The organism is Hydrogenophaga sp. ANAO-22 (assembly GCF_042466645.1).
In the GTDB taxonomy this organism is placed as follows: Bacteria; Pseudomonadota; Gammaproteobacteria; order Burkholderiales; family Burkholderiaceae_C; genus Hydrogenophaga.
The window spans coordinates 4,435,127-4,453,599 of record NZ_CP159956.1 but is presented as its reverse complement, the minus strand read 5'-3'; the positions used below and the strand labels follow the sequence as shown (position 1 = coordinate 4,453,599).

Sequence of the window (18,473 nt, the reverse complement as noted above, 5' to 3'; positions counted from 1 at the left end):
CGTGCGGAAAAAAAAGAGACGTGCAATACCCCTCATTGGTCGGCGTTTTTGCTCTCCGCGGAAGGGCTGCGCCCAATGCGGCAAAACAAGCGCTGCAACATGCTCCTGGTCTCCCCACGGGCCAGCTGCTGCGGATGGTGACCAACTCCAGGCAGCGCCGTCACTTCAAGCGGCATCAGACCGTGGCGAAACAATGCAATCGCGCTGGGCCGCCAGCCATATTCATCGTCATTGCCGAACAACACGGAGACCGGACAACGCACTGCGGCAAGCTCGACGCTCATGTCCCATTGAAGTGCCTGCGGGCTGGCCCAGGGCTCGTACCAGCCCCAGAACATGGTGTCGGTGTTGTCGCCATGGTGGCGACGAAGTTTTTCGCGCAAGCCGTCTTGCTCAAACGCGCGCCGCGCGACGGCCATGGCGTCCACCATGAACTGATCCACAGCCATGGTTGGCGAGCAGGCAAAAACGCCGCATACCAGCTCAGGATGCGCCGCCGCAGCCAGCACCGACATGGCTCCTCCATCACTGTGGCCGAACATCAACGCCTTGTGGATTCCAAAGTGGCGCAACACCTCGCCAAGCACCGGCCCAGCCTCTTCACGCCGGTAGCTGGGCTCGCGCCCACCCACCAGACTCTCGGATCGCCCATAACCATACCGGTCATAGGCCAGCACCGGCCAGCCGCTGGCTTCGGCCAACACCTGAGGCAGGTCTTTCCAGGTGGTGATGCAGTCCAGACCGCCATGCATCATCACGATGGTCGGCTGCCCGTTGCCCACATCACCCCAGGTGGTGGCGGCCAGCCGATGGCCTCCCGCAAACAGTTCGTGTTCCTTCATTTCGTTCTTTTTCATCATGTCAATCTGCCTCCGGGTTGGGCATTGCAGAGGATCCACACAGCCTACAGGTCGGCCTGTCCAGTCAGCAGTTGGCGCGCGACGGTGCGGCGCTGGATTTCGCCCGTACCGTCGGGTATACGCATCACGCGGGCGAAGCGGTAGCCCTCTTCCAGGCGCAGTTCGTTGGTCAGGCCCATGCCGCCGTGGATCTGGATGCTGCGGTCCATCACGCGCCCCAGCATCTCGGTCGAAAATGCCTTGACCATACTGACCTGTGCGTTGGCTGAGCGGCCGCTGTCCAGGCGCCAGGCACAGTTCTGAATCATGGTCTTGGCAGCGTAGATGTCCATCGCGCTGTCGGCCAGCATGAGCTGGATGGCCTGGTGCTCGGCAATGGGCACGCCAAAGGTTTTTCGCACCTTGGCGTAGTCCACCGCCTGGTCCAGCGCCCAGCGGGCCAAGCCCAGGCAGGATGCAGCCATGCCCATGCGCCCGGCGTTGACGCCGTCCATGGCCACCGCCAAGCCGTGCCCGACGTCGCCGAGCCGGTGGTCGTCGCGCACACGCACGCCGTCGAGCACGATGACGCCGGTGTCGCCGCCTAGGTGACCCATGGTGTTGATGATGCGCGGCACTGAAAAACCTGACGCGCGCGTGTCGACGAAGAAACCGGTGACACCACCCTTGTGGCGCGCTGCGGCTTCGGGGTCGGTCAGCGCGAACACCATGGCGTAATCGGCGTAGGGCGAGTTGGTTATCCACTGCTTGGTGCCGGTGAGCACCCATTCGTCACCGTCGCGCACGGCGCGGGTTTGCATGCCGAATACATCGGAGCCCGCATCGGGCTCGCTCAGACCAAAACACAGGGTCTTGTCGCCGCTGGCGATGTCGTCGCGGTACTGCGCGAAGATGTCCGGCTTCAGATGCCGCAGCACAGGCGACAGACCGTTGGTGAAGGGCGAGGGCAGCACCACCGTCTGCACCAGCGGCTGGGCCGGACCCACGCAGTGGTTGAGGCTCTCCTGCACATGGGCCATGACCTGCGCGCCCTGCCCGCCACCACCCAGTTTTTCGTCGCCGAACAAGGTGTAGAAGCCCAGTTCCGCGGAGCGCTTGCGCACCTGCTGGCGCAGCGCCAGCGCCTCGGGCACATAACGGCCGCTGGCGTCGAACAAAGTGCGTTCGCTGCCCAGCAGATCGTGGTGGCGCTGCTGCAGTGGCAGCACTTCGCGCTCCACGAAGCGCAGCACTGCCTCGGCAATCGCCACGGTATCGGGATCGATGGTGAAGTCCATATGGGAAACCTCGGCGCTACAACAGCCGGAACTTCGGCAGCGTGACCTCGTCGGTCACGTCGTCGTACTGCACCGTCACACGCTGGCCGATGCGCACCGCCTCCACATCGTCGGTGACGATGTTGGTCATCATGCGCGCGCCCTCGTCGAGGTCGATCACCGCCACCACGTAGGGGGTGTCGGCCTTGAAGGCCGGACCGGCCGGCCGGCGCGCGATGGTGTAGCTGTAAATGGTGCCGGTGCCGCGCGCATCGACCCATTCGACGGCGTCGGAATGGCAGTGCGGGCACAGGACGCGCGGATAGAAATGGTGCTTGCCACAGTCATGGCAGCGCTTGAGTGTCAGGCGATGTTGTTTCAGGGCGTCCCAATAGGAGCGGCTCTCGCCATCGATGACGGGCAGGGGTTTGTCGTACATGGTGTTCACCGGGTGGAGAGAATGCAAGTGGCACCGCTGGAGAGCGTGCCGCCGGTGCCGTGGACCAGCGCGGTCACGGCGTCCTGGATCTGGCGCGGGCCGCATTCACCGCGCAACTGGCGCACCGCCTCGATCAGCAGGAAGATGCCGTACATGCCGGGGTGTGCGTAAGACAGACCGCCGCCGTTGGTGTTAAGCGGGAATACACCGCCCGGCGCGGTGCGCTGGTTGGCGACAAAGGCTCCACCCTCGCCACGCTTGCAAAAGCCCAGCGCTTCGAGCGTCAGCAGCACGGTGATGGTGAACGAGTCATAGACCTCAACCACGTCAATGGCGTCATGCCGGATGCCCGCCATGGCAAAGGCGTCCCGACCGGCCACTTCGGCGGCCGTCAGGCGCGCTAGGTCGGGCATGGCGGCGATGGTCCAGTGGGTGTGTGATTCGCCGTAACCGCGCACGAACACCGGCTTGCGACCGAGCGCCTTGGCGTGCTCGGCGGTGGTCATGACCAACGCGCCACCACCGTCGGTGACCAGACAGATATCGAGCAGGTGCAGCGGGTCGGAGATCATCGTGCTCTGGAGCACATCCTCGATCGACAGCGGCTCGCGCATGGTGGCCGCCGGATTGAGCGCCGCCCACTTGCGCGTGGCCACCGCGATCTCGGCCAGGTTCTCGGAGGTGGTGCCATATTCGTGCATGTGGCGCTTGGCCGCCATCGCATAGCCGCCCACCGGCGTGGGCATGCCCCAAGGCGTCTCGTACTGCATGGTCAGCACCGCCGGGCGCCCGGCGAGGTTGCGGCTCATCTCGCTCTTCTGCAGGCTACCGTAAGTGATCAGCGCCACCTCGCAGCGGCCAGCCTCGATGGCGGTGGCGGCATGCGCCACATGCGCCTCGAAGGCCGAGCCGCCGATGTTGGTGCCGTCGACGAAGCGCGGCGTAATCCCCAGGTACTCCGACAGCGTCACGGTCGGCAACTGGCCCGGACCGGGCACCCCCCACATACCGGCGGTCAGCAACCCATCGACTTCGTGCATGGCGATGCCGGCGTCCTTCAAGGCGTCGCGGGCGACCAGCGCCTGGGCCTGCAGGACCGACATGGGCGCAAGGACCTTGCCGTCCTTCAGTGGCAGGTCGGCAACGCCGACGATCACAGCTTCTCGTTTTGTCATAGTTGGAAGTTTCCTAGTGTTGAATATCCCGGTCCACCCGGTCTGTACTGTTGATCCGGCCCTTTGACGTCGCGAGTCGTAGACGGGCTGCCACAGGCAAACGACTCACGAAAGTTCAAAATTCATGGAGCCGGAGCAGCAGGCAAAAAAGTAATGGTTTCAGTGAAGTCGGCAATGGTCTCGCCACGCTGATTGATCACCAAATGTTGCAACTCCATCAGGGTGTAGCCGCGCGAGGTCGTGGGGAGCAACCGGGCCTCCCCTTCGACATGAATGGTGTCGCCCGGAAACAGCGCACCGCGCAGGCGCGCCTGTACGCCGGTCATACCGCCGAACGGGCCGACTTCGTGGCCTTTGAGCGTGCCCTTGATGATGCCCGCCACGTAAGTCGCCAGCAGCCCCATGCCTAGCGAGATGACCATCGGGCCGGGCGCAAAGCGGCTGCGATGCGATCCGGTCATGTTCTCCCGGATGTACTCCATGTCGATGAAAAATGGTTCATGCAAGCCGACCACATTGACGAAGGTGACGATGTCGGTTTCGCTGATGGTGCGCCGGTGCGTCTTGAAATGATGCGACTTGGCACTGTCGGTCAGCTTGGTCATTTTGAAGTCCGGTGATGGATGGGGGGTGGTGATGGATGAAAGTGGTCCTCTGCGGGCAATCCCTCGATCGGCCTGTCCCGCTGTTTTGACAAAGTCGGGTTTTTATGTATCCAGCGCCGGAGAACAGCGGATGAACCCAGCACCCTTGACTGGCGGTCCACTTCAGGGCCAGATCGCCCTCGTCACCGGTGCCACGGCCTTCATCGGTCGTGCCATAGCGCTGGAGTTGGCGCGGCGCGGCGCGCACGTGGTCGTCAACGGCCGCAATCCCGAAGCCGGGCAGGCGGTGATCAACGAGATCGCTGCGAACGGCTACAGCGCCACGTTTGAACAAGCCGACCTGACCAATAGCGATGCGGTTCATGCCATGGTGGATCGAGTTGCCGAGCGCCACGGTCGCCTTGACATCCTGGTGGCCAGCGGCGCAGATGCCAGTGCCGACTTGCCGTTCTTTCGCCTTTTCAAGGAAATGCGCGACGGCGGCTTCGACAACTACATCCGCGCCCACTGGCTCACCCGCGTGTATGCGATCCAGGCGGCCGCCCGCGTCATGGCACTGCACGGTCGCGGCAAGATCGTCGCGGTGGGTACCGCCGCGGGCCGCGTGGCCACGGTCGGCGAATCTTTCATTGGCGGTGCCACAGGCGGCATGATGCAAATGTGCCGCGTGCTGGCACGTGAACAGGGGCGCGACGGCATTCGCGTCAACGCGGTGGCGATGAGCTACATCTGGGATGCCGAGCCGCGCTGGGGTCCGGGCTCGCCAGCGCTCGAAGACGGCCATGGTGCGGGCATGATCGAGAACCCGCGCAAGCGCATGCTGTTTCCAGTGCATTGCCAGAACATCGCCAACTCGGCGGCGTTCTTGGCCGGACCGGAGTCCGATGCCATCACCGGCCAGACGCTCAGCGTCAACGGCGGTTTGAGCACACCGGGCTGACATGGCCATCAGGCGCCACCGTGCGCGGCCTTGACGGCCGCGCGGTCAATGCTATCGGCACCGCCCAAGGGGAGTGCCGATACAAACACCACGTGCTTGGGTTTTTTGTAGCGTGCGATGCGACCGCCCACAAACTCGATCAACTCCTCGGCACTCAGCGTGCACCCCGCCTTCAGCACGCAGACAGCCTTGACCGCCTCGCCCCACTGAACGTCCGGCACACCGAGGACCACCACCTGCGCCAGCGCCGGGTGCTCCATAATGACCCGCTCGACTTCAGCCGGATAAACGTTCTCGCCCCCCGGCTTGATCAACTCCTTGGCCGGTGAACGCCCGCTGTACCAGAGGTAGCCCTCGGCATCGACGCGCCCCATGTCGCCCGTGTGGTGCCAGCCGTTGCGCAGCGTGAAGGCGTTGTCTGCTTCACAGCGCCAGTAGCCCTGGAACACCATCGGCCCCCGCACCACAATTTCGCCGGTGGCGCCTGTGGGCAACGGGCGGTCCAGTTCGTCCACCACCGCGACCATGTTCAGCGCGGTGGGACGCCCGGCGCTGCCGGGGCGCTCGTCAAATGGCGCCAGGCTGACCGAGCCCGAGGTCTCGGTCTGGCCGTAGGCACTCCAGAAGGTCGCCTGGGGACAGGTGGTGCGCAAGCGCGCGATGGTCTCGGGCACATCGATCCCCGACACCACGCGCAACCTGGCCAGTGAAGAGCCTTGGGCGGCTGCGGCGTCCAGCAGGGCACCCAGCATCGGTGGAAAGGTGCCGATCAGGCTGCCCCCGTCCTCGTCGATATGTTTGACCAGACTGGGCGGATCGAAACGTGTCAACAGCAGCGTCGCCCCGCCCGCCTGCTGCGTGGCCAGCATGAAGCCGATGGCGGCCACGTGAAACAGCGGCAAAACGCCCAGATTGACGTCCGTCGGCGTCAGGTGCCAGGCCAGTTGCGTCTGCAGGCTGGCGGCAATCAGGCCGCGGTGCGAGAGCAGCGCGCCGCGCGGCCGACCGCCCACGGCGGCGGTGTGGATGATGAGCAAACCGCTGTCGTCGGCCAGACCGGGCAGATCCGCCGCCTGCGTATCGCACTCCCGATACAGCTCACTGACGGGTTGCCATGGCGCTGGCGCGGCGCCCAGCGTGTAGCGCAGCGTGTCGTCCAAACCGCGCTGCGGCAGCAGGGCCTGGAATTCATCGGCCACGATCAGCACCCGCGGTGCCACGTCCTCGATGACATAGGCGACCTCCTCGGCCGACAGCCGCCAGTTGATCGGCACCACGATCGCGCCCAACTGGGCTGCGGCGCCGAACAGATCGACGTATTCCAGGCAGTTGGGGGCCAGTATCGCCAGCCGGTCACCCTGGCCCACGCCTGCGTCCGCCAGACCGGCTGCCAGGCGCGCTGTGCGCCCGGCGTACTGGGCGTGCGTGATCCGCTGATTGCCGAACACCAGAGCGGTGTTCGATCCGTACAACCGCGCGTTGCGGTTGATGAGATCGTGCAGCGTAAAAGATCGCAAACTCATTTCAGGCTCCTGGTTCAGATTTCACCCGACGGGGACTGTGTCGACGGCATCACTTCGTGCAGAAACGCCGCCACGCTGGCGGCGAAGGCGTCGTTGGCATCACCAGCGATCATGTGACCAGCACCCTTCAGATCGATAAAACGCGCCCGCGGCAGGGTTTGCACCAGGGCGCGCGCATCTTCTTCGCTGATGACGTCGCTGCGCTGGCCGCGCAGCAGCAAAGTGGGCGCCTGCAGGCCGCGCAAAGCGCGCTCGTAGCCGTCCGCATCGCGCCGGTGGTTGTGGTTGGCCTCGCTCATCAGTTGCGGGTCCCAATGCCAATTCCAGAGACCTTGCGCATTCATGCGCAGGTTTTTCTTCAGCCCCTCAACCGGTCCTTCCATGGGTCGGCCCCGGTAGGCGGCGATATGCTGGGCGGCCTCTTCAAGTGACGCAAAACCATCGGGCCGAGCCCGCATGAAGCGCACGATGCGCTCGACACCGACTTCTTCCATGCGCGGCGCAATGTCCACCAGCACCAGCGCGTTGATCGGCGGCGCATCGGCGCGGCCCACAGTGGCCATGCTGATGAGGCCACCCAGCGAGGCACCGACCACCGCCAGCGGTGTGCCCAGTTCGCGCCAGATGCAGCACATGGTGTCGGCCAGCGTCTCGATGCGGTAATCGCCATCCTTGGCCCAGGCGCTGTCGCCGTGGCCCGGCAAGTCCAGCGCCACGGTGTACCAACCCGCATCGCCCAGCACCTGTGCCGCCTTGCCCCATGCATGGCGGGTTTGCCCGCCACCGTGCAGCAGCAACACCGTGGGCGCGCCGACTGGGCCATAGACGTCGGCCACCAGAGAGCCACCGGCAAAGCCGGGAAATTCCCGGCGCGTCGTCATGATGACGGCCCCACTTCCTGGGCGAAGTCGGCCCCGCTGTCCGCGGTCTGTCCCCAGTCGGCGAAGGTTTTGTAATGTGCGCGCCAAGAGGCCAGCAGTTCATCGCGCGGCAAGTCGGCGTAAGTGCCGTGGTCGTGCACATACTCCATGTGCCTGCGGCCGCTGACATCGAATTCATGAAAGACCGAATCGGCGCGGCCATCGAATTCCAGTGGATGGATACCGGCCTTCTCGCACAAGGAGCGGTTGAAGGCGGGCGTGGCCTTGAGCCACTGCCCGTCAACCCACAGCTCGGTGTAACCGTGAAAGACGAACAGATCGGTGCCCATCATGTCTTGCAGGCGCTTGCTGCTCAGGTGGTTGCGAACGTCGGCATAGCCCAGCCGTGCCGGCACGCCCAGGACGCGGGCTGCCGCTGCCAGCAGCGCCGCCTTGGGCACGCAAAAGCCACGCCCGGCCTCGATCACGCGACTGCCCTTCAAACCCTCGACCGTGGTGTCAAAGCAGTAGGGGTCGTAGAGAAACTCGTCACGCACGGCGTAATAGAGCTTGACTGCGATCTCGCGCGGCGCCATGGCAGGGTCGGCCACCCGGTGCGCGAACGCGATCACCGCCGAGTGATCGCTGTCCACGTAGCGGCCGGGCGCGAGATAAGCCGACGGATCGTTCGAAGGGGTGATTGGGGTTTGCATAGTCACTTCCATGTCATTGATCCTTGACGCTCAGGCACTTTGGCGGTTCGGCCAGCGCAAAGCCATTGAAGGGTTTGGATCGATCATGAGCCTGCAATTTCCAGGTCGGTCGGGCATTGGGCACGCCACCATCGACCCGAATGCAAGAACCCGTGATGAAAGCCGCCGCCTCGCACAGCAAAAACACAATCGCCGCCGAAATCTCGGCCTCGGTGCCATAACGTTGCAGCGGCACCTTGGTCTTCAGGCTGCGCAGTTCGGCCTGCATCTCGGGGCTGTAGGTATCAAAGCCGCTGCTGGCAATCCAGCCCGGTGCCACGGCGTTGACACGCACGCCGGCGCAGGCCCATTCGCAAGCCGCCGTCTCGGTGAACGACAGCATGCCGGCACGCGCCGCACCGCTGTGCGCCATGGTCGGCATGCCGCCCCAGATGTCGGCGATGATGTTGACAATGGCGCCGCCATGGAACTCCATGGACTGGTTGAAGGCTTCGCGCGCCACCAGGAAGCCGCCGGTGAGGTTGCTGCGCACCACCGCATCCCAGCCCTTCAGGCTGATGTCCTTGACCGGCTGCGGGTACTGGCCACCCGCGTTGTTGACGAGACCATCGATCTTGCCGTGCTGTGCGATCACGTCGGCGATCATGGCCTTGACGCCCGCCTCGTCGCGAATGTCGCAAGCGTGGATACTGGCCCGGCCGCCGGCCTGCGTGATTTCAGCTTGCACAGCTTCCAGCTTCTCGACGCGGCGACCGACAAGCGCGACGCTGGCCCCTAGGTTGGCCAGTTCGTGCGCGGTGCAGCGGCCAATGCCACTGCCACCACCGGTGACGATAACGGTTTGACCAACAAACAGGCCAGGGCGGAACACGGAACGGTAGGTAGATTGAGACATGATGGACATTTCCTTTCTGCACCCTCAGGCTCGCAGCATGAAATTGCCGTGGCCAAGGGCGATGGGCTTATCGGGGCTGGATTGCCATGCCTGGATGCGCAGGTTCGCCACACGCTGGCCCAGCTTGACCATCACGACGTTGGCATAGGTGTCCTGCGGACGGCCCGAGCGCAGGTAATCAATGTTGAAATCGATGGTCTTGGGCAAGTCCCGGCTGTCCATGTGCCACAGCAGGTAGAACAATCCGGCGCATTCCAGAAACCCTCCGGTGGCACCGCCATGCAGAGCCGGCAGCATGGGGTTGCCTATCAGTTTTTCCTGGAAAGGCAAGACGCAGGTGAACTCCTCGCCCTTGACATCAATGCGCAGGTCCAGAAAACGCGCAAAGGGCACCGCCTGGATCACTTCGCTCCAGTCACCCTGGGCGCGCGCATGGTCAATTTGTTCGGTCCATTTCATCGTGGCACATCCTCGTTGCGCAATACCGGTCGCCCGGAAGTAAACATGTAAATGCCGACTGCGGTGGCTATTGGGTCGTCCAACGTGTCGTGGTAAGCGGCGCCACGGACGAACGCCAGTTCTGCAGTCAACTTGTAGCAAACGGCTCCCCCCAGAATCGCCCGCCCGGGCGTCGCGGGCTTGAGGTAGTCGATGCGCAAGTCCAGCGTGGCCATCGGCCGTATCTCCGGCAGCTTGACGAAAATCGCGAATCCGAGCGCGGCGTCGAGCAGCGCAGTGATGACTCCGCCATGCAAAACCCTGGTCTGCGGATCGCCCACCAGTGCTTCCTGGTACTCGACTTTGAGCACGCACCAGTCGGTGTGCACCGCGTGCGGCAGGAAGCCCAGTTCGCGGTTATACGGCGACACATGGGCGAACTTTTGCCATCGCTTGGCGATTTCTTCTTCTTTGATGATGTGTGTTTCTGTCATCTCGACATGTCTCCAGACAAGGTGAGGGTGGGCTCTTCGCTGGCCGCCGTCACCGGATACCAGCGGGTCGCGGCTGGCGTTTCTTCATGGCGCACATGGCCGGCACGCTGCAGCCACAGCAGGTGCGCCAGGGTTTCGCCCATGGCCAGGTAAGCATGCAGCGGGTCGCTCTGCGCGCCATAAACGGCGTAGCCGAGTTCGGTGGCATTCATGCCCCCCTCGCCCAGACGCGCCAAGAACTTGCGCAGTGCCCTCTGGTGGTGCGCCACCAGTCCATGCGCGCGCTCGACCCCGGCGTGGTAGACGCCGTGGTGGGCTGGCAAGACGTACTCGATGTCCAGTCCCGCAATGGTGCGCAGGCTATCCAGGTAACGTGGCAGCGGATCGGTTTCGCCATAGGGCCAGACACCAATGTTGGGTGTGATGCGCTCGAGCAACTGGTCGCCCGTGAGCAGCAATTTCAGCTTGGGCTCGTACAAGCAGATTTGGGCAATGCTGTGTCCACCAAGCACCAGCACGTCGAAAGCATGATCGCCGATGTGCAAGGTCTGGCCGGCTTCGAGCGGCTCGACGCGAGTCGGCACGGCACAGGCCATATTGCTTTGCAACACCCCGCCCACCACCTGATGCGCATCTTCCGGCGCCACCCCATGGCGGCACATGAAGTCGATACAGTAAGCGCGGTCATCGATGCTGACCACGTGCGTCTGCCGCGCCACCGCCACCTCCTCCTCGCGCATCAGGATCGGAGCCCCGGTGCGCTCGTGCAGCCACACCGCCAGCCCGAGGTGGTCGGGGTGGTGGTGCGAGACGATGATGCGCGTCAAGCCAGCCGCCAGCGGGCCTTCCAATGCGCGCAGCCACAAGGCCCGCGCCGCCTCGCAATCGGCACCCGTGTCGAATAGGCACCAACCCTCGCTGTCGCGAATCAGGTAGATGTTGACGTGGTCGATGCCATAGTCCACCGGCAGCGTGAACATCAGGATGCCGGGCAGGACCTCCTTCAGAGGCAGCTCGACCAACCCGTCAATGACTGAAGTAGCTCGAGAGGTGCTCATGTTCACAACCGTTTCGCCACTTCTTCGAGCATGACCTCGGTGGCACCGCCACCGATAGCTTGGACGCGTGCGTCGCGCACCATACGCTCGATCGCGGCCTCGCGCATGTAGCCGAAGCCGCCGTGGAACTGCTGGCAGTCATAGACCACATCGTTGACCAGCTCGCCGCACAGCGCCTTGACCATCGACACCTCCTTGACGCAGTCGCGCCCCTGCGCGTCCAGCCAGGCCGCGTGGTAAACCAACTGGCGGGCCGCCGCCACCTGCGCTGCCCGCATGGCCATGCGCTGGCGAATCGCCTGCTTGTCCCACAGCGTGGCGCCGAAGGCCTTGCGCTCGCGCACATAGGCCAGCGTCAGCTCGATCGCGCGTGCGGCCTCGCCCATCACCTGCGCACCTAGCACCATGCGCTCGTTCTGGAAGTTGCGCATGATCTGGTAGAAGCCCTTGTTCTCTTCGCCCAGCAGGTTGGCGGACGGCACGCGGCAGTCCTCGAACACCAGCTCGGCGGTGTCGCTGCACAGCCAGCCGCTCTTGTTGAGCGCACGCCCGACCCGAAAACCCGGGGTGCCCTTCTCGACGATGAAGATCGAGATACCGCGCGAACCCTTGGCGCTCGGATCGGTCTTGGCGGCGACAAAGTACACGTCGCCATGCACGCCGTTGGTGATGAACATCTTGCTTCCGTTGATGACCCAGTGCTCACCGTCGCGCACCGCGCGTGTGCGGATGCCGGCCACGTCGGAGCCGGCATCGGGCTCGGTGACCGCCACAGCGCAGATCTTCTCGCCACCGATGATGGGCGGCAGGTAGCGTGCGAGCTGCTCTGGCGTGCCAAAGTTGGCCAGGTGCGGCGAGGCCATGTCGGTGTGCACCATCACCGTCACGGCGAAGCCGCCGTAAGTGGAACGGCCGAGTTCTTCGGCCAGGATGGCGCTGTACACGGTGTCGAGTTTCGAGCCGCCGTACTTTTCGTCGTAGCGTATGCCCAGATAGCCCAGTTCGCCCATCTTGCGCAGCAGCGCGCGCGGCACCATGCCCTGATCTTCCCAGAGCGCGGCGTGCGGCACTACTTCCTGCTCGACAAAGCGGCGCAGGTTGTCCCGGAACTGCCGGTGTTGCTCGTCAAAATAAATCGGCTCGTTCATTGCTTTTCCTCGGATTCGATTGTTTCCATGATCGCTAGCACATCACCACCGCGCACCGCGTCGCCGACGCGGCAACGCAGCTCGGCCACACGTCCCGGCGCTACCGCGCTCAGCGTATGCACCATCTTCATAGCTTCCATCTGCACCAGCGTGTCGCCCGCGTTCACACTCATGCCTACACTGACCTGCACCTGCGTCACCAGACCGGGCATGGGGGCGAGCAGGAGATTGCCGCCCAGCTCATCGGCACCCGCCGCGCCCTTGAGTGCGCGCTGCCAGCGATCGAGCCGGCGCCAGGCCCACGTGCCGCTCAGGCCAGAGAGCCACACGCGTTCGCCTTGCTTGGCGTGCTGCTCCACCGCCACCGTGAAGCGAACCGTCAGGCCGTCGCACTGCAACGCCAGGGTGTCGCCGACCAATACCGCCGCCAGGGTCAACTCCCGATCGCCGACGCACACACGCCAGCTGTCACCCTGCGGCGAGACGCTGACTTCATGCACGCAGCGCTGCTCGTCTTCGAGCAGCACCTGTGTGCTGCCAGTGCCACTCCCAGCGCCGGCCGCGCGCCAGGCCCCGAGCGACTGCCAGGCCGAGCGCCCGGCCGTCGCCTGTTTGATCAGCACGCCGTGCACGGCGGCAGCCGCGATGGCCAGCCCATCGTCCGTGCGCGGCTGCCAGCCTGTGGGAAAGGCGCGTTCGATGTAATGTGTGGTGAGTACTTGCGCGAAGTGGTCATGGCGCAGCAGATCGGCCAGAAAACCGAGGTTGCTGTGCACGCCGAGCAGCACCGTGTCGTCCAATGCCGTGGCGAGCCGCCGTGCGGCGGTCGGCCGGTCGTCGGCATGGGCAATTACCTTGGCCAGCATGGAGTCGTAATAAGGCGTAACGTAACTGCCGTTGCGCACGCCGCTGTCGACCCGAACGCCCTCGCCGCGCGGCTCGCGGTAGTCGATCAGGGCGCCGATCTCGGGCGCAAAACCCGCCGCCGGATTCTCCGCGCAGACACGCGCCTCGATCGCGCAGCCGCGCTGCGTCAGGTCCGGCTGGGCGAAGCCGAGCGGCTCACCAGTGGCCACCCGCAGCTGCCATTCGACCAAATCGATACCGACCGTCAACTCGGTCACCGGGTGCTCGACCTGCAGCCGGGTGTTCATTTCCAGGAAGAAGGTGTCGCCGCTGCGGCTGTCGTGGATGAACTCGATGGTGCCGGTGCTGTCGTAGCCGATGGCGTGCCCGATCGTCAGCGCGTGCGAAAACAGGGCCTCGCGCACGGCGGGAGGCAGGTGTGGCGCGGGCGCTTCCTCAATCACTTTCTGGTGGTTGCGCTGGATCGAACATTCGCGCTCGAACAAATGGACCAGATGCCCGTGCTTGTCGCCCAGCAACTGCACTTCGAGGTGGCGTGGCTCGTCGAGGTAGCGTTCCAGCAGCACGCGGTCGTCGCCGAACGAAGCCTTCGCTTCGCGTCGCACGGTATCCAGCGCGGCCGAGAAGTCAGCCGCGCTGCGCACCACCCGCATGCCCTTGCCGCCGCCGCCGGCCGAGGCCTTGATCAGCACCGGGTAGCCGATGCCCCCGGCCGCCGCCTGCAAGACCGCAGAGTCCTGGTCGTCGGCGTGGTAGCCCGGCACCACCGGCACGCCGGCTCCGAGCGCGATGCGCTTGGATTCGATCTTCGAGCCCATGCGCCGGATCGCTTCGCGCGAGGGGCCCACAAAAATGAGCCCGACGGCTTCGCAGGCGTCAATCAGGGCCAGGCTTTCCGACAAAAAGCCGTAGCCCGGATGGATGGCCTGCGCACCGGCGGCACGCGCCGCGGCCACGATGGCAGCCGCATCAAGGTAGCTGCGCGCGGCCTCCGGCGCTCCGATGCGCACGGCCGTATCGCACAGGGCCACGTGCAGCGCCTCGCGGTCGGCGTCGGAATAGACCGCCACCGTGCGCAAGCCCATGCGGCGCGCGGTGCGGGCGATGCGGCAGGCGATCTCCCCGCGATTGGCAATCAGGAGGGTGTTAAACATCAGTCGCACGCCTTCATGCCAACACTCAGACCTGCCGCCACACCGGCAGCCGCTTGCCAAAAAAGGCTGCAATGCCGTCGCGCCCTTCTTCGGTTTCCCAGGCGTCGGCCAGCTTGTCAGCGGTGTAGATCATGTTGGTGGGCAGATCGTGCGCCTGCACATAGGCCACCAGCTTCTTGGTGGCCGCCACCGCGCCGGGCGCGCACTGCAGCAGGTCGGCGAGTTCGCGTTCAATGGCCGCGTCGAGCTGATCGGCCGCCACCACTTCTGAGAGCAGGCCCAGGCGCTGCGCCTCTGCCGCGCTCATGCGGCGCGCCGTCAGAAAGGTGCGCCGGGCGTTGGCTTCACCCATGCGCGCCACAACGTAGGGCGCGATGTTGGCCGGCAGCAGGCCCAGGCGCACCTCGGTCAGCGAGTAGATGCCGGTATCGACCGCGATCGTGATGTCACAGACCGAGATCATGCCGACGCCGCCGCCATACGCGGGGCCATTGATGCGGCCAATGACGGGCATAGGCAGCTCGTTCAGGGCGCGCAGCATGAGCGCCAGATCGCCGCTTTCGCCCACGCGCTCGGTCCGGCTCTTTTTCATGTTGTCCTGCATCCAGCCCAGGTCACCACCGGCGCAAAAGGTCTTGCCGGTGCCGGTGAGCACCACCGCGCGCACGCCCGGCGCTACGGCCAGCCAATCGACGGCACGGCGCAACTCGCTGATCAGGGTGGCGTTGAGCGCGTTATGAGTGTCGGGGCGGTTGAGCGTGAGGCGGGCCACGCCGCGCGCGTCGACGACCAGTTGCAGGGTCTCGTAGGTGGGGGTGTTCATAGAGGTTCTCTTACATGCGGTAAACAGGGGTTGCCGTACTCGGCAACGCACGGCGCGCCGCCAGCGCCAGCGCCAGGCCCAGCACGTCGCGCGAGGCCGAGGGTTCGATCAGACCGTCGTCCCACAGCCGGGAGGTGGCGTAATAGGGATCGCTCTGGCGCGCGTACTGCTCGCGTACCTTGCGTTCGATATCCAGCAGCCGCGCCTCATCAGCCGGGCCGCGCAGGTTAGAGCGCGCCAGCTCGACCATCACGTTGCTGGCAATGTCGGCGCTCATCGTGGCAACTCTGGCACTGGGCCAGGCGAACAGGAATTCGGGCTCAAAGCCGCGGCCGCACATGCCGTAGTTGCCGGCGCCATAAGAGCCGCCAACCACCAACGTGAGCTTGGGCACGCGCGCGCAAGCCATGGCATACACCATCTTGGCGCTGTGCTTGGCAATACCGCCACGCTCGGCCTCGGTGCCAACCATGAAGCCGGGGATGTTCTGCAAAAACAGCAGCGGTACTCCGCGCTGGTTGGCCAGTTCGATGAAATGCGCGCCCTTCAGGGCCGACTCGGCCAGCAGCGCGCCGTTGTTGGCGAGGATGGCGACCGGCTGGCCGTGGATCGCGCCAAAGCCGGTCACCAGCGTATCTCCCCACAACGGTTTGAACTCGTGGAAAGCGCTGCCGTCGAGCAGCCGCGCAATGATTTCGCGCGCGTCGTAGGGCTGTTTGGGGTCGACCGGTACGACGCCATCGAGCTCAACCGGGTCGTAACGTGGTGCGCTGGGCGGCAGCGGCGGCACCATGGGCGGCTCGGGCGGCAGGCTGGCGACGATCTGACGCAGCATGGCCAGCGCCTGATGCTCGTCCTCGGCCAGGTGGTCGCTGACACCGGAGACACGGCTGTGCATCTCCGCGCCGCCCAGGGTTTCGCCGTCTACCACTTCGTTGATCGCGATCTTGACGATGGACGGGCCACCCAGATGAATGCGTGCGTTACCGCGCACCATCACCACTTCGTCCGACAGCGCGGGAATGTAGGCGCCGCCCGCGGTGCAACCGCCGAACACGGCCGAGAGCTGCGGCAGGCCAGCCTGCGACATGCGGCACTGGCGGTGGAAGCTGTTGCCGAAGTGGTCCTTGTCGGGAAACACGCGGTCCTGCTCCGGCAAAAAGGCGCCGCCGCAATCCACCAGGTACAGGCAAGGCAGGCGCAGGCGCTGGGCAATCTCCTGCGCCCGTATGTGTTTTTTAACGGTTTCATGGAAGAACGAGCCGCCCTTGACGGTGGCATCGTTGGCAATGAACATGCAGGGCCGCCCGGCCACCATCCCGACGCCGGTGACGATGCCCGCACCCGGCACCTCGTTGCCATACTGATCCCAGGCCGCCAGCGGCGAGAGTTCCAGGAAGGCGCTACCGTCATCGACGATGAAGTCGATGCGCTCGCGCACCAGCAGCTTGCCGCGCTCGCGGTGGCGCTGGATGTGCGCGTCGCGCCCGCCGGTGGCCACCTCGGCCAGGCGTGCGCGCAGAAGAGCGATCTGGCCCGCGTGGTGTGCAAGGTTGTCGCGGAAGCCCGGACCTTGCACATCGACCAGCGTTTGAATCACGGACATCCTGTTTCGTCCTTTGAAGCGCGGTCAGACCGCGGCGTAGCCACCATCGACCACCAACTCGGCACCCATGACGGTGGACGACTCATCGGAGGCCCCGGAACAGCACCACCGCCGACACTTCCTGATGCTGCACCGCCCGCCCAATTGGAGTGGTGCCGAGCAGCGATTTGTGATCGGCCGGATCGCTCAACAAGTCCTTGGTCATCGGCGTCTCGATGGCGCCAAGGTGAACCGAATTGACACGAATATTGAAAGGGGCGAGATAGGGCGCGCTGGCCATACTGAACAGCCGTACCTCGCCCTTGGAAGCCCCATAGGCACAGGGTGCGCCTAACGGCCGTAGATAGACAGGATGTTGATGATCGAGCCACCACCTGCCTGCTTCATCGTCGGCACCCCCGTCCGCGTGCCGAAAAAGGGGTAGCGCACGTTGACGTTGAACATGCGGTCCCACTCCGCCGCGCTGGCGAACGCCCGCCGCGACGGTTTCGCCAATCCCGGCGTTCATGTCCGCGACAGGCAGCTCGCAGTGGACCTGGCCCATGCCCATCGCACTGCCCGTCACCAGAATGACCTTGTCCTGTACTCGACCAATGACCTTCTCCTTGTCATGTGATTCAGCGCACCGCCCCACAAATCTCTTGCATTCGCTGGCCGGCGCGAAATCCCTTGAGCGAGCCGCTGTGCATCACATGGCCCGACAGGGTGCGGCCGATGACGCGTTCGGCCAGAAGGGACGCCTCGATCAGCGCCTCTAAATCGATGCCGGTCTCGATGCCCAGTTCCTGGCACATGAACACCATGTCTTCGGTGCAGATATTGCCGGCCGCGCCACCGTGCGTGTGACCCGCGAACGGACAGCCGCCCAGACCGGCGACCGAACTGTCGAACAGCCGCACGCCCATTTGCAAGGCGGCATAAACGTTGGCACCGCCGACGCCGCGCGTGTCGTGCAGGTGCAGGCCGATCTGAGCCTCCGGCACGATCGCGCGCACCGCGCCGACGCGGCGCTTGATCTCCTCGGGATTTGCCCAGCCCATGGTGTCGGCCAAGTAGACCGCCGGCAGCGGCACACGCCGGTCGGCGCAGGCATCGACCAGCCAGCGGACCTGATCGGTGAGGACCGACAGCGGCACGGCGCCACCGAGATTGCAGCCAAAGGCCGTGATCACGTAGGCCTTTTCCACCGGAATGCCCAGGGCGATGTAGCGGTCCAGCCAGCCGAGCTGGCGTTCACGCATCTCGGCCACGCTGCAATTGTTGTTGCGCTGCGAAAACGGCTCGGTTGTGTAGAACATCAGCTTGCCGTCCAGATCCACCTGTTCACAGGCGCGCGCCCGCTCGAAGCCGTTGTCGTTGAGCCAAAGCGCCGTGTAGCGGGTACCAGGGCGCTTGATGATGGCGGCGAACAATTCGGACGTGTCGGCCATCTGCGGCACCGCGCGCGCACTGACAAAGGACGCAACCTGGATCTGCCTCAGACCCGAGAGGCTCAAGGCATCAATCAGCGCGGCGCGGTCCGCCAGCGGATAGGTTTTTGGCTCCATCTGGAAGCCCTCGCGCGGTCCCTCCTCATGGAACTCGACGGAGGTAGGCAAGTTGCTCATCGCTTGTACCTC

General features: G+C 64.8%; 20 protein-coding genes. 1 reads left to right on the top strand and 19 read right to left on the bottom strand.

What is annotated here, in order from left to right:
• Window positions 1-32: 32 nt before the first annotated feature.
• From ABSY19_RS21475 to ABSY19_RS21455, 5 genes are all read right to left on the bottom strand, one after another.
• Entirely contained in the window at window positions 33-860 is an 828-nt protein-coding gene (locus ABSY19_RS21475) for an alpha/beta fold hydrolase (RefSeq protein ID WP_082586005.1), read from the bottom strand.
• Window positions 861-904: 44 nt separating this feature from the next.
• Entirely contained in the window at window positions 905-2,137 is a 1,233-nt protein-coding gene (locus tag ABSY19_RS21470; RefSeq protein WP_056278144.1) for an acyl-CoA dehydrogenase family protein, read from the bottom strand.
• A gap of 16 nt (window positions 2,138-2,153) precedes the next feature.
• Window positions 2,154-2,555 (bottom strand): Zn-ribbon domain-containing OB-fold protein, encoded by a 402-nt coding sequence (locus tag ABSY19_RS21465; protein ID WP_034694630.1) that lies wholly within the window; start codon window positions 2,553-2,555, stop codon window positions 2,154-2,156.
• Between the two features lie 5 nt (window positions 2,556-2,560).
• Window positions 2,561-3,730: an acetyl-CoA acetyltransferase gene (locus ABSY19_RS21460; protein WP_056278147.1), complete on the bottom strand. Its 1,170-nt coding sequence runs from the start codon at window positions 3,728-3,730 to the stop codon at window positions 2,561-2,563.
• Between the two features lie 122 nt (window positions 3,731-3,852).
• Window positions 3,853-4,335 carry a MaoC family dehydratase gene (locus ABSY19_RS21455; protein WP_056278151.1) on the bottom strand — a complete coding sequence of 161 codons (483 nt, stop codon included), beginning with the start codon at window positions 4,333-4,335 and terminating at the stop codon, window positions 3,853-3,855.
• 130 nt (window positions 4,336-4,465) lie between these two features.
• Here ABSY19_RS21455 and ABSY19_RS21450 point away from each other — a divergent pair, with 130 nt between their 5' ends.
• On the top strand, window positions 4,466-5,275 hold the full coding sequence (locus ABSY19_RS21450; RefSeq protein WP_056278154.1) for an SDR family NAD(P)-dependent oxidoreductase: 810 nt from the start codon (window positions 4,466-4,468) through the stop codon (window positions 5,273-5,275).
• A gap of 8 nt (window positions 5,276-5,283) precedes the next feature.
• Here ABSY19_RS21450 and ABSY19_RS21445 read toward each other — a convergent pair whose 3' ends face one another.
• The 14 genes from ABSY19_RS21445 to ABSY19_RS21380 form a co-directional block, all read right to left on the bottom strand.
• Complete coding sequence (locus ABSY19_RS21445; protein WP_056278157.1) at window positions 5,284-6,798, bottom strand: AMP-binding protein; 1,515 nt, start codon at window positions 6,796-6,798, stop codon at window positions 5,284-5,286.
• Between the two features lie 14 nt (window positions 6,799-6,812).
• Window positions 6,813-7,679 (bottom strand): alpha/beta fold hydrolase, encoded by an 867-nt coding sequence (locus ABSY19_RS21440; protein ID WP_056278160.1) that lies wholly within the window; start codon window positions 7,677-7,679, stop codon window positions 6,813-6,815.
• Window positions 7,676-8,371: a transglutaminase family protein gene (locus tag ABSY19_RS21435; RefSeq protein ID WP_235501454.1), complete on the bottom strand. Its 696-nt coding sequence runs from the start codon at window positions 8,369-8,371 to the stop codon at window positions 7,676-7,678. Before ABSY19_RS21435 ends, ABSY19_RS21440 begins: the two co-directional genes overlap by 4 nt.
• Before the next feature lie 13 nt (window positions 8,372-8,384).
• On the bottom strand, window positions 8,385-9,266 hold the full coding sequence (locus ABSY19_RS21430; protein WP_056278584.1) for an SDR family oxidoreductase: 882 nt from the start codon (window positions 9,264-9,266) through the stop codon (window positions 8,385-8,387).
• Window positions 9,267-9,290: 24 nt separating this feature from the next.
• Window positions 9,291-9,725, bottom strand: coding sequence for a PaaI family thioesterase (locus ABSY19_RS21425; RefSeq protein ID WP_056278166.1), 435 nt, complete (start codon window positions 9,723-9,725; stop codon window positions 9,291-9,293).
• Window positions 9,722-10,198, bottom strand: a complete 477-nt coding sequence (locus ABSY19_RS21420) for a PaaI family thioesterase (protein ID WP_056278169.1) — start codon at window positions 10,196-10,198, stop codon at window positions 9,722-9,724. Before ABSY19_RS21420 ends, ABSY19_RS21425 begins: the two co-directional genes overlap by 4 nt.
• Window positions 10,195-11,256, bottom strand: a complete 1,062-nt coding sequence (locus ABSY19_RS21415) for an MBL fold metallo-hydrolase (RefSeq protein ID WP_056278172.1) — start codon at window positions 11,254-11,256, stop codon at window positions 10,195-10,197. The genes ABSY19_RS21420 and ABSY19_RS21415 overlap by 4 nt, the downstream gene beginning before the upstream one ends.
• A 2-nt stretch (window positions 11,257-11,258) precedes the next feature.
• Complete coding sequence (locus tag ABSY19_RS21410) at window positions 11,259-12,404, bottom strand: acyl-CoA dehydrogenase family protein (protein ID WP_056278176.1); 1,146 nt, start codon at window positions 12,402-12,404, stop codon at window positions 11,259-11,261.
• Window positions 12,401-14,425, bottom strand: coding sequence for a biotin carboxylase N-terminal domain-containing protein (locus ABSY19_RS21405; protein WP_382155678.1), 2,025 nt, complete (start codon window positions 14,423-14,425; stop codon window positions 12,401-12,403). Before ABSY19_RS21405 ends, ABSY19_RS21410 begins: the two co-directional genes overlap by 4 nt.
• Window positions 14,426-14,450: 25 nt before the next feature.
• Window positions 14,451-15,248 (bottom strand): crotonase/enoyl-CoA hydratase family protein, encoded by a 798-nt coding sequence (locus ABSY19_RS21400; RefSeq protein WP_069047281.1) that lies wholly within the window; start codon window positions 15,246-15,248, stop codon window positions 14,451-14,453.
• Window positions 15,249-15,258: 10 nt separating this feature from the next.
• The gene (locus ABSY19_RS21395) at window positions 15,259-16,854 is read right to left on the bottom strand and encodes an acyl-CoA carboxylase subunit beta (protein ID WP_382155675.1); all 1,596 of its coding nucleotides are present in this window, start codon (window positions 16,852-16,854) and stop codon (window positions 15,259-15,261) included.
• A gap of 82 nt (window positions 16,855-16,936) precedes the next feature.
• Entirely contained in the window at window positions 16,937-17,134 is a 198-nt protein-coding gene (locus ABSY19_RS21390; RefSeq protein ID WP_056278186.1) for an SDR family oxidoreductase, read from the bottom strand.
• Between the two features lie 50 nt (window positions 17,135-17,184).
• Complete coding sequence (locus ABSY19_RS21385) at window positions 17,185-17,298, bottom strand: hypothetical protein (protein ID WP_250637255.1); 114 nt, start codon at window positions 17,296-17,298, stop codon at window positions 17,185-17,187.
• A 173-nt stretch (window positions 17,299-17,471) separates the two neighbouring features.
• Window positions 17,472-18,461 (bottom strand): hydroxymethylglutaryl-CoA lyase, encoded by a 990-nt coding sequence (locus tag ABSY19_RS21380; protein WP_056278190.1) that lies wholly within the window; start codon window positions 18,459-18,461, stop codon window positions 17,472-17,474.
• Window positions 18,462-18,473 lie beyond the last annotated feature (12 nt).

Excerpts from the sequence above, each read along its gene's own strand:
- ABSY19_RS21475 (WP_082586005.1), bottom strand. The coding sequence starts at position 860 with ATGATGAAAAAGAACGAAATGAAGGAACACGAACTGTTTGCGGGAGGC.
- ABSY19_RS21470 (WP_056278144.1), bottom strand. The coding sequence starts at position 2,137 with ATGGACTTCACCATCGATCCCGATACCGTGGCGATTGCCGAGGCAGTG.
- ABSY19_RS21465 (WP_034694630.1), bottom strand. The coding sequence starts at position 2,555 with ATGTACGACAAACCCCTGCCCGTCATCGATGGCGAGAGCCGCTCCTAT.
- ABSY19_RS21460 (WP_056278147.1), bottom strand. The coding sequence starts at position 3,730 with ATGACAAAACGAGAAGCTGTGATCGTCGGCGTTGCCGACCTGCCACTG.
- ABSY19_RS21455 (WP_056278151.1), bottom strand. The coding sequence starts at position 4,335 with ATGACCAAGCTGACCGACAGTGCCAAGTCGCATCATTTCAAGACGCAC.
- ABSY19_RS21450 (WP_056278154.1), top strand. The coding sequence starts at position 4,466 with ATGAACCCAGCACCCTTGACTGGCGGTCCACTTCAGGGCCAGATCGCC.
- ABSY19_RS21445 (WP_056278157.1), bottom strand. The coding sequence starts at position 6,798 with ATGAGTTTGCGATCTTTTACGCTGCACGATCTCATCAACCGCAACGCG.
- ABSY19_RS21440 (WP_056278160.1), bottom strand. The coding sequence starts at position 7,679 with ATGACGACGCGCCGGGAATTTCCCGGCTTTGCCGGTGGCTCTCTGGTG.
- ABSY19_RS21435 (WP_235501454.1), bottom strand. The coding sequence starts at position 8,371 with ATGCAAACCCCAATCACCCCTTCGAACGATCCGTCGGCTTATCTCGCG.
- ABSY19_RS21430 (WP_056278584.1), bottom strand. The coding sequence starts at position 9,266 with ATGTCTCAATCTACCTACCGTTCCGTGTTCCGCCCTGGCCTGTTTGTT.
- ABSY19_RS21425 (WP_056278166.1), bottom strand. The coding sequence starts at position 9,725 with ATGAAATGGACCGAACAAATTGACCATGCGCGCGCCCAGGGTGACTGG.
- ABSY19_RS21420 (WP_056278169.1), bottom strand. The coding sequence starts at position 10,198 with ATGACAGAAACACACATCATCAAAGAAGAAGAAATCGCCAAGCGATGG.
- ABSY19_RS21415 (WP_056278172.1), bottom strand. The coding sequence starts at position 11,256 with ATGAGCACCTCTCGAGCTACTTCAGTCATTGACGGGTTGGTCGAGCTG.
- ABSY19_RS21410 (WP_056278176.1), bottom strand. The coding sequence starts at position 12,404 with ATGAACGAGCCGATTTATTTTGACGAGCAACACCGGCAGTTCCGGGAC.
- ABSY19_RS21405 (WP_382155678.1), bottom strand. The coding sequence starts at position 14,425 with ATGTTTAACACCCTCCTGATTGCCAATCGCGGGGAGATCGCCTGCCGC.
- ABSY19_RS21400 (WP_069047281.1), bottom strand. The coding sequence starts at position 15,248 with ATGAACACCCCCACCTACGAGACCCTGCAACTGGTCGTCGACGCGCGC.
- ABSY19_RS21395 (WP_382155675.1), bottom strand. The coding sequence starts at position 16,854 with ATGTCCGTGATTCAAACGCTGGTCGATGTGCAAGGTCCGGGCTTCCGC.
- ABSY19_RS21390 (WP_056278186.1), bottom strand. The coding sequence starts at position 17,134 with ATGGCCAGCGCGCCCTATCTCGCCCCTTTCAATATTCGTGTCAATTCG.
- ABSY19_RS21385 (WP_250637255.1), bottom strand. The coding sequence starts at position 17,298 with ATGTTCAACGTCAACGTGCGCTACCCCTTTTTCGGCACGCGGACGGGG.
- ABSY19_RS21380 (WP_056278190.1), bottom strand. The coding sequence starts at position 18,461 with ATGAGCAACTTGCCTACCTCCGTCGAGTTCCATGAGGAGGGACCGCGC.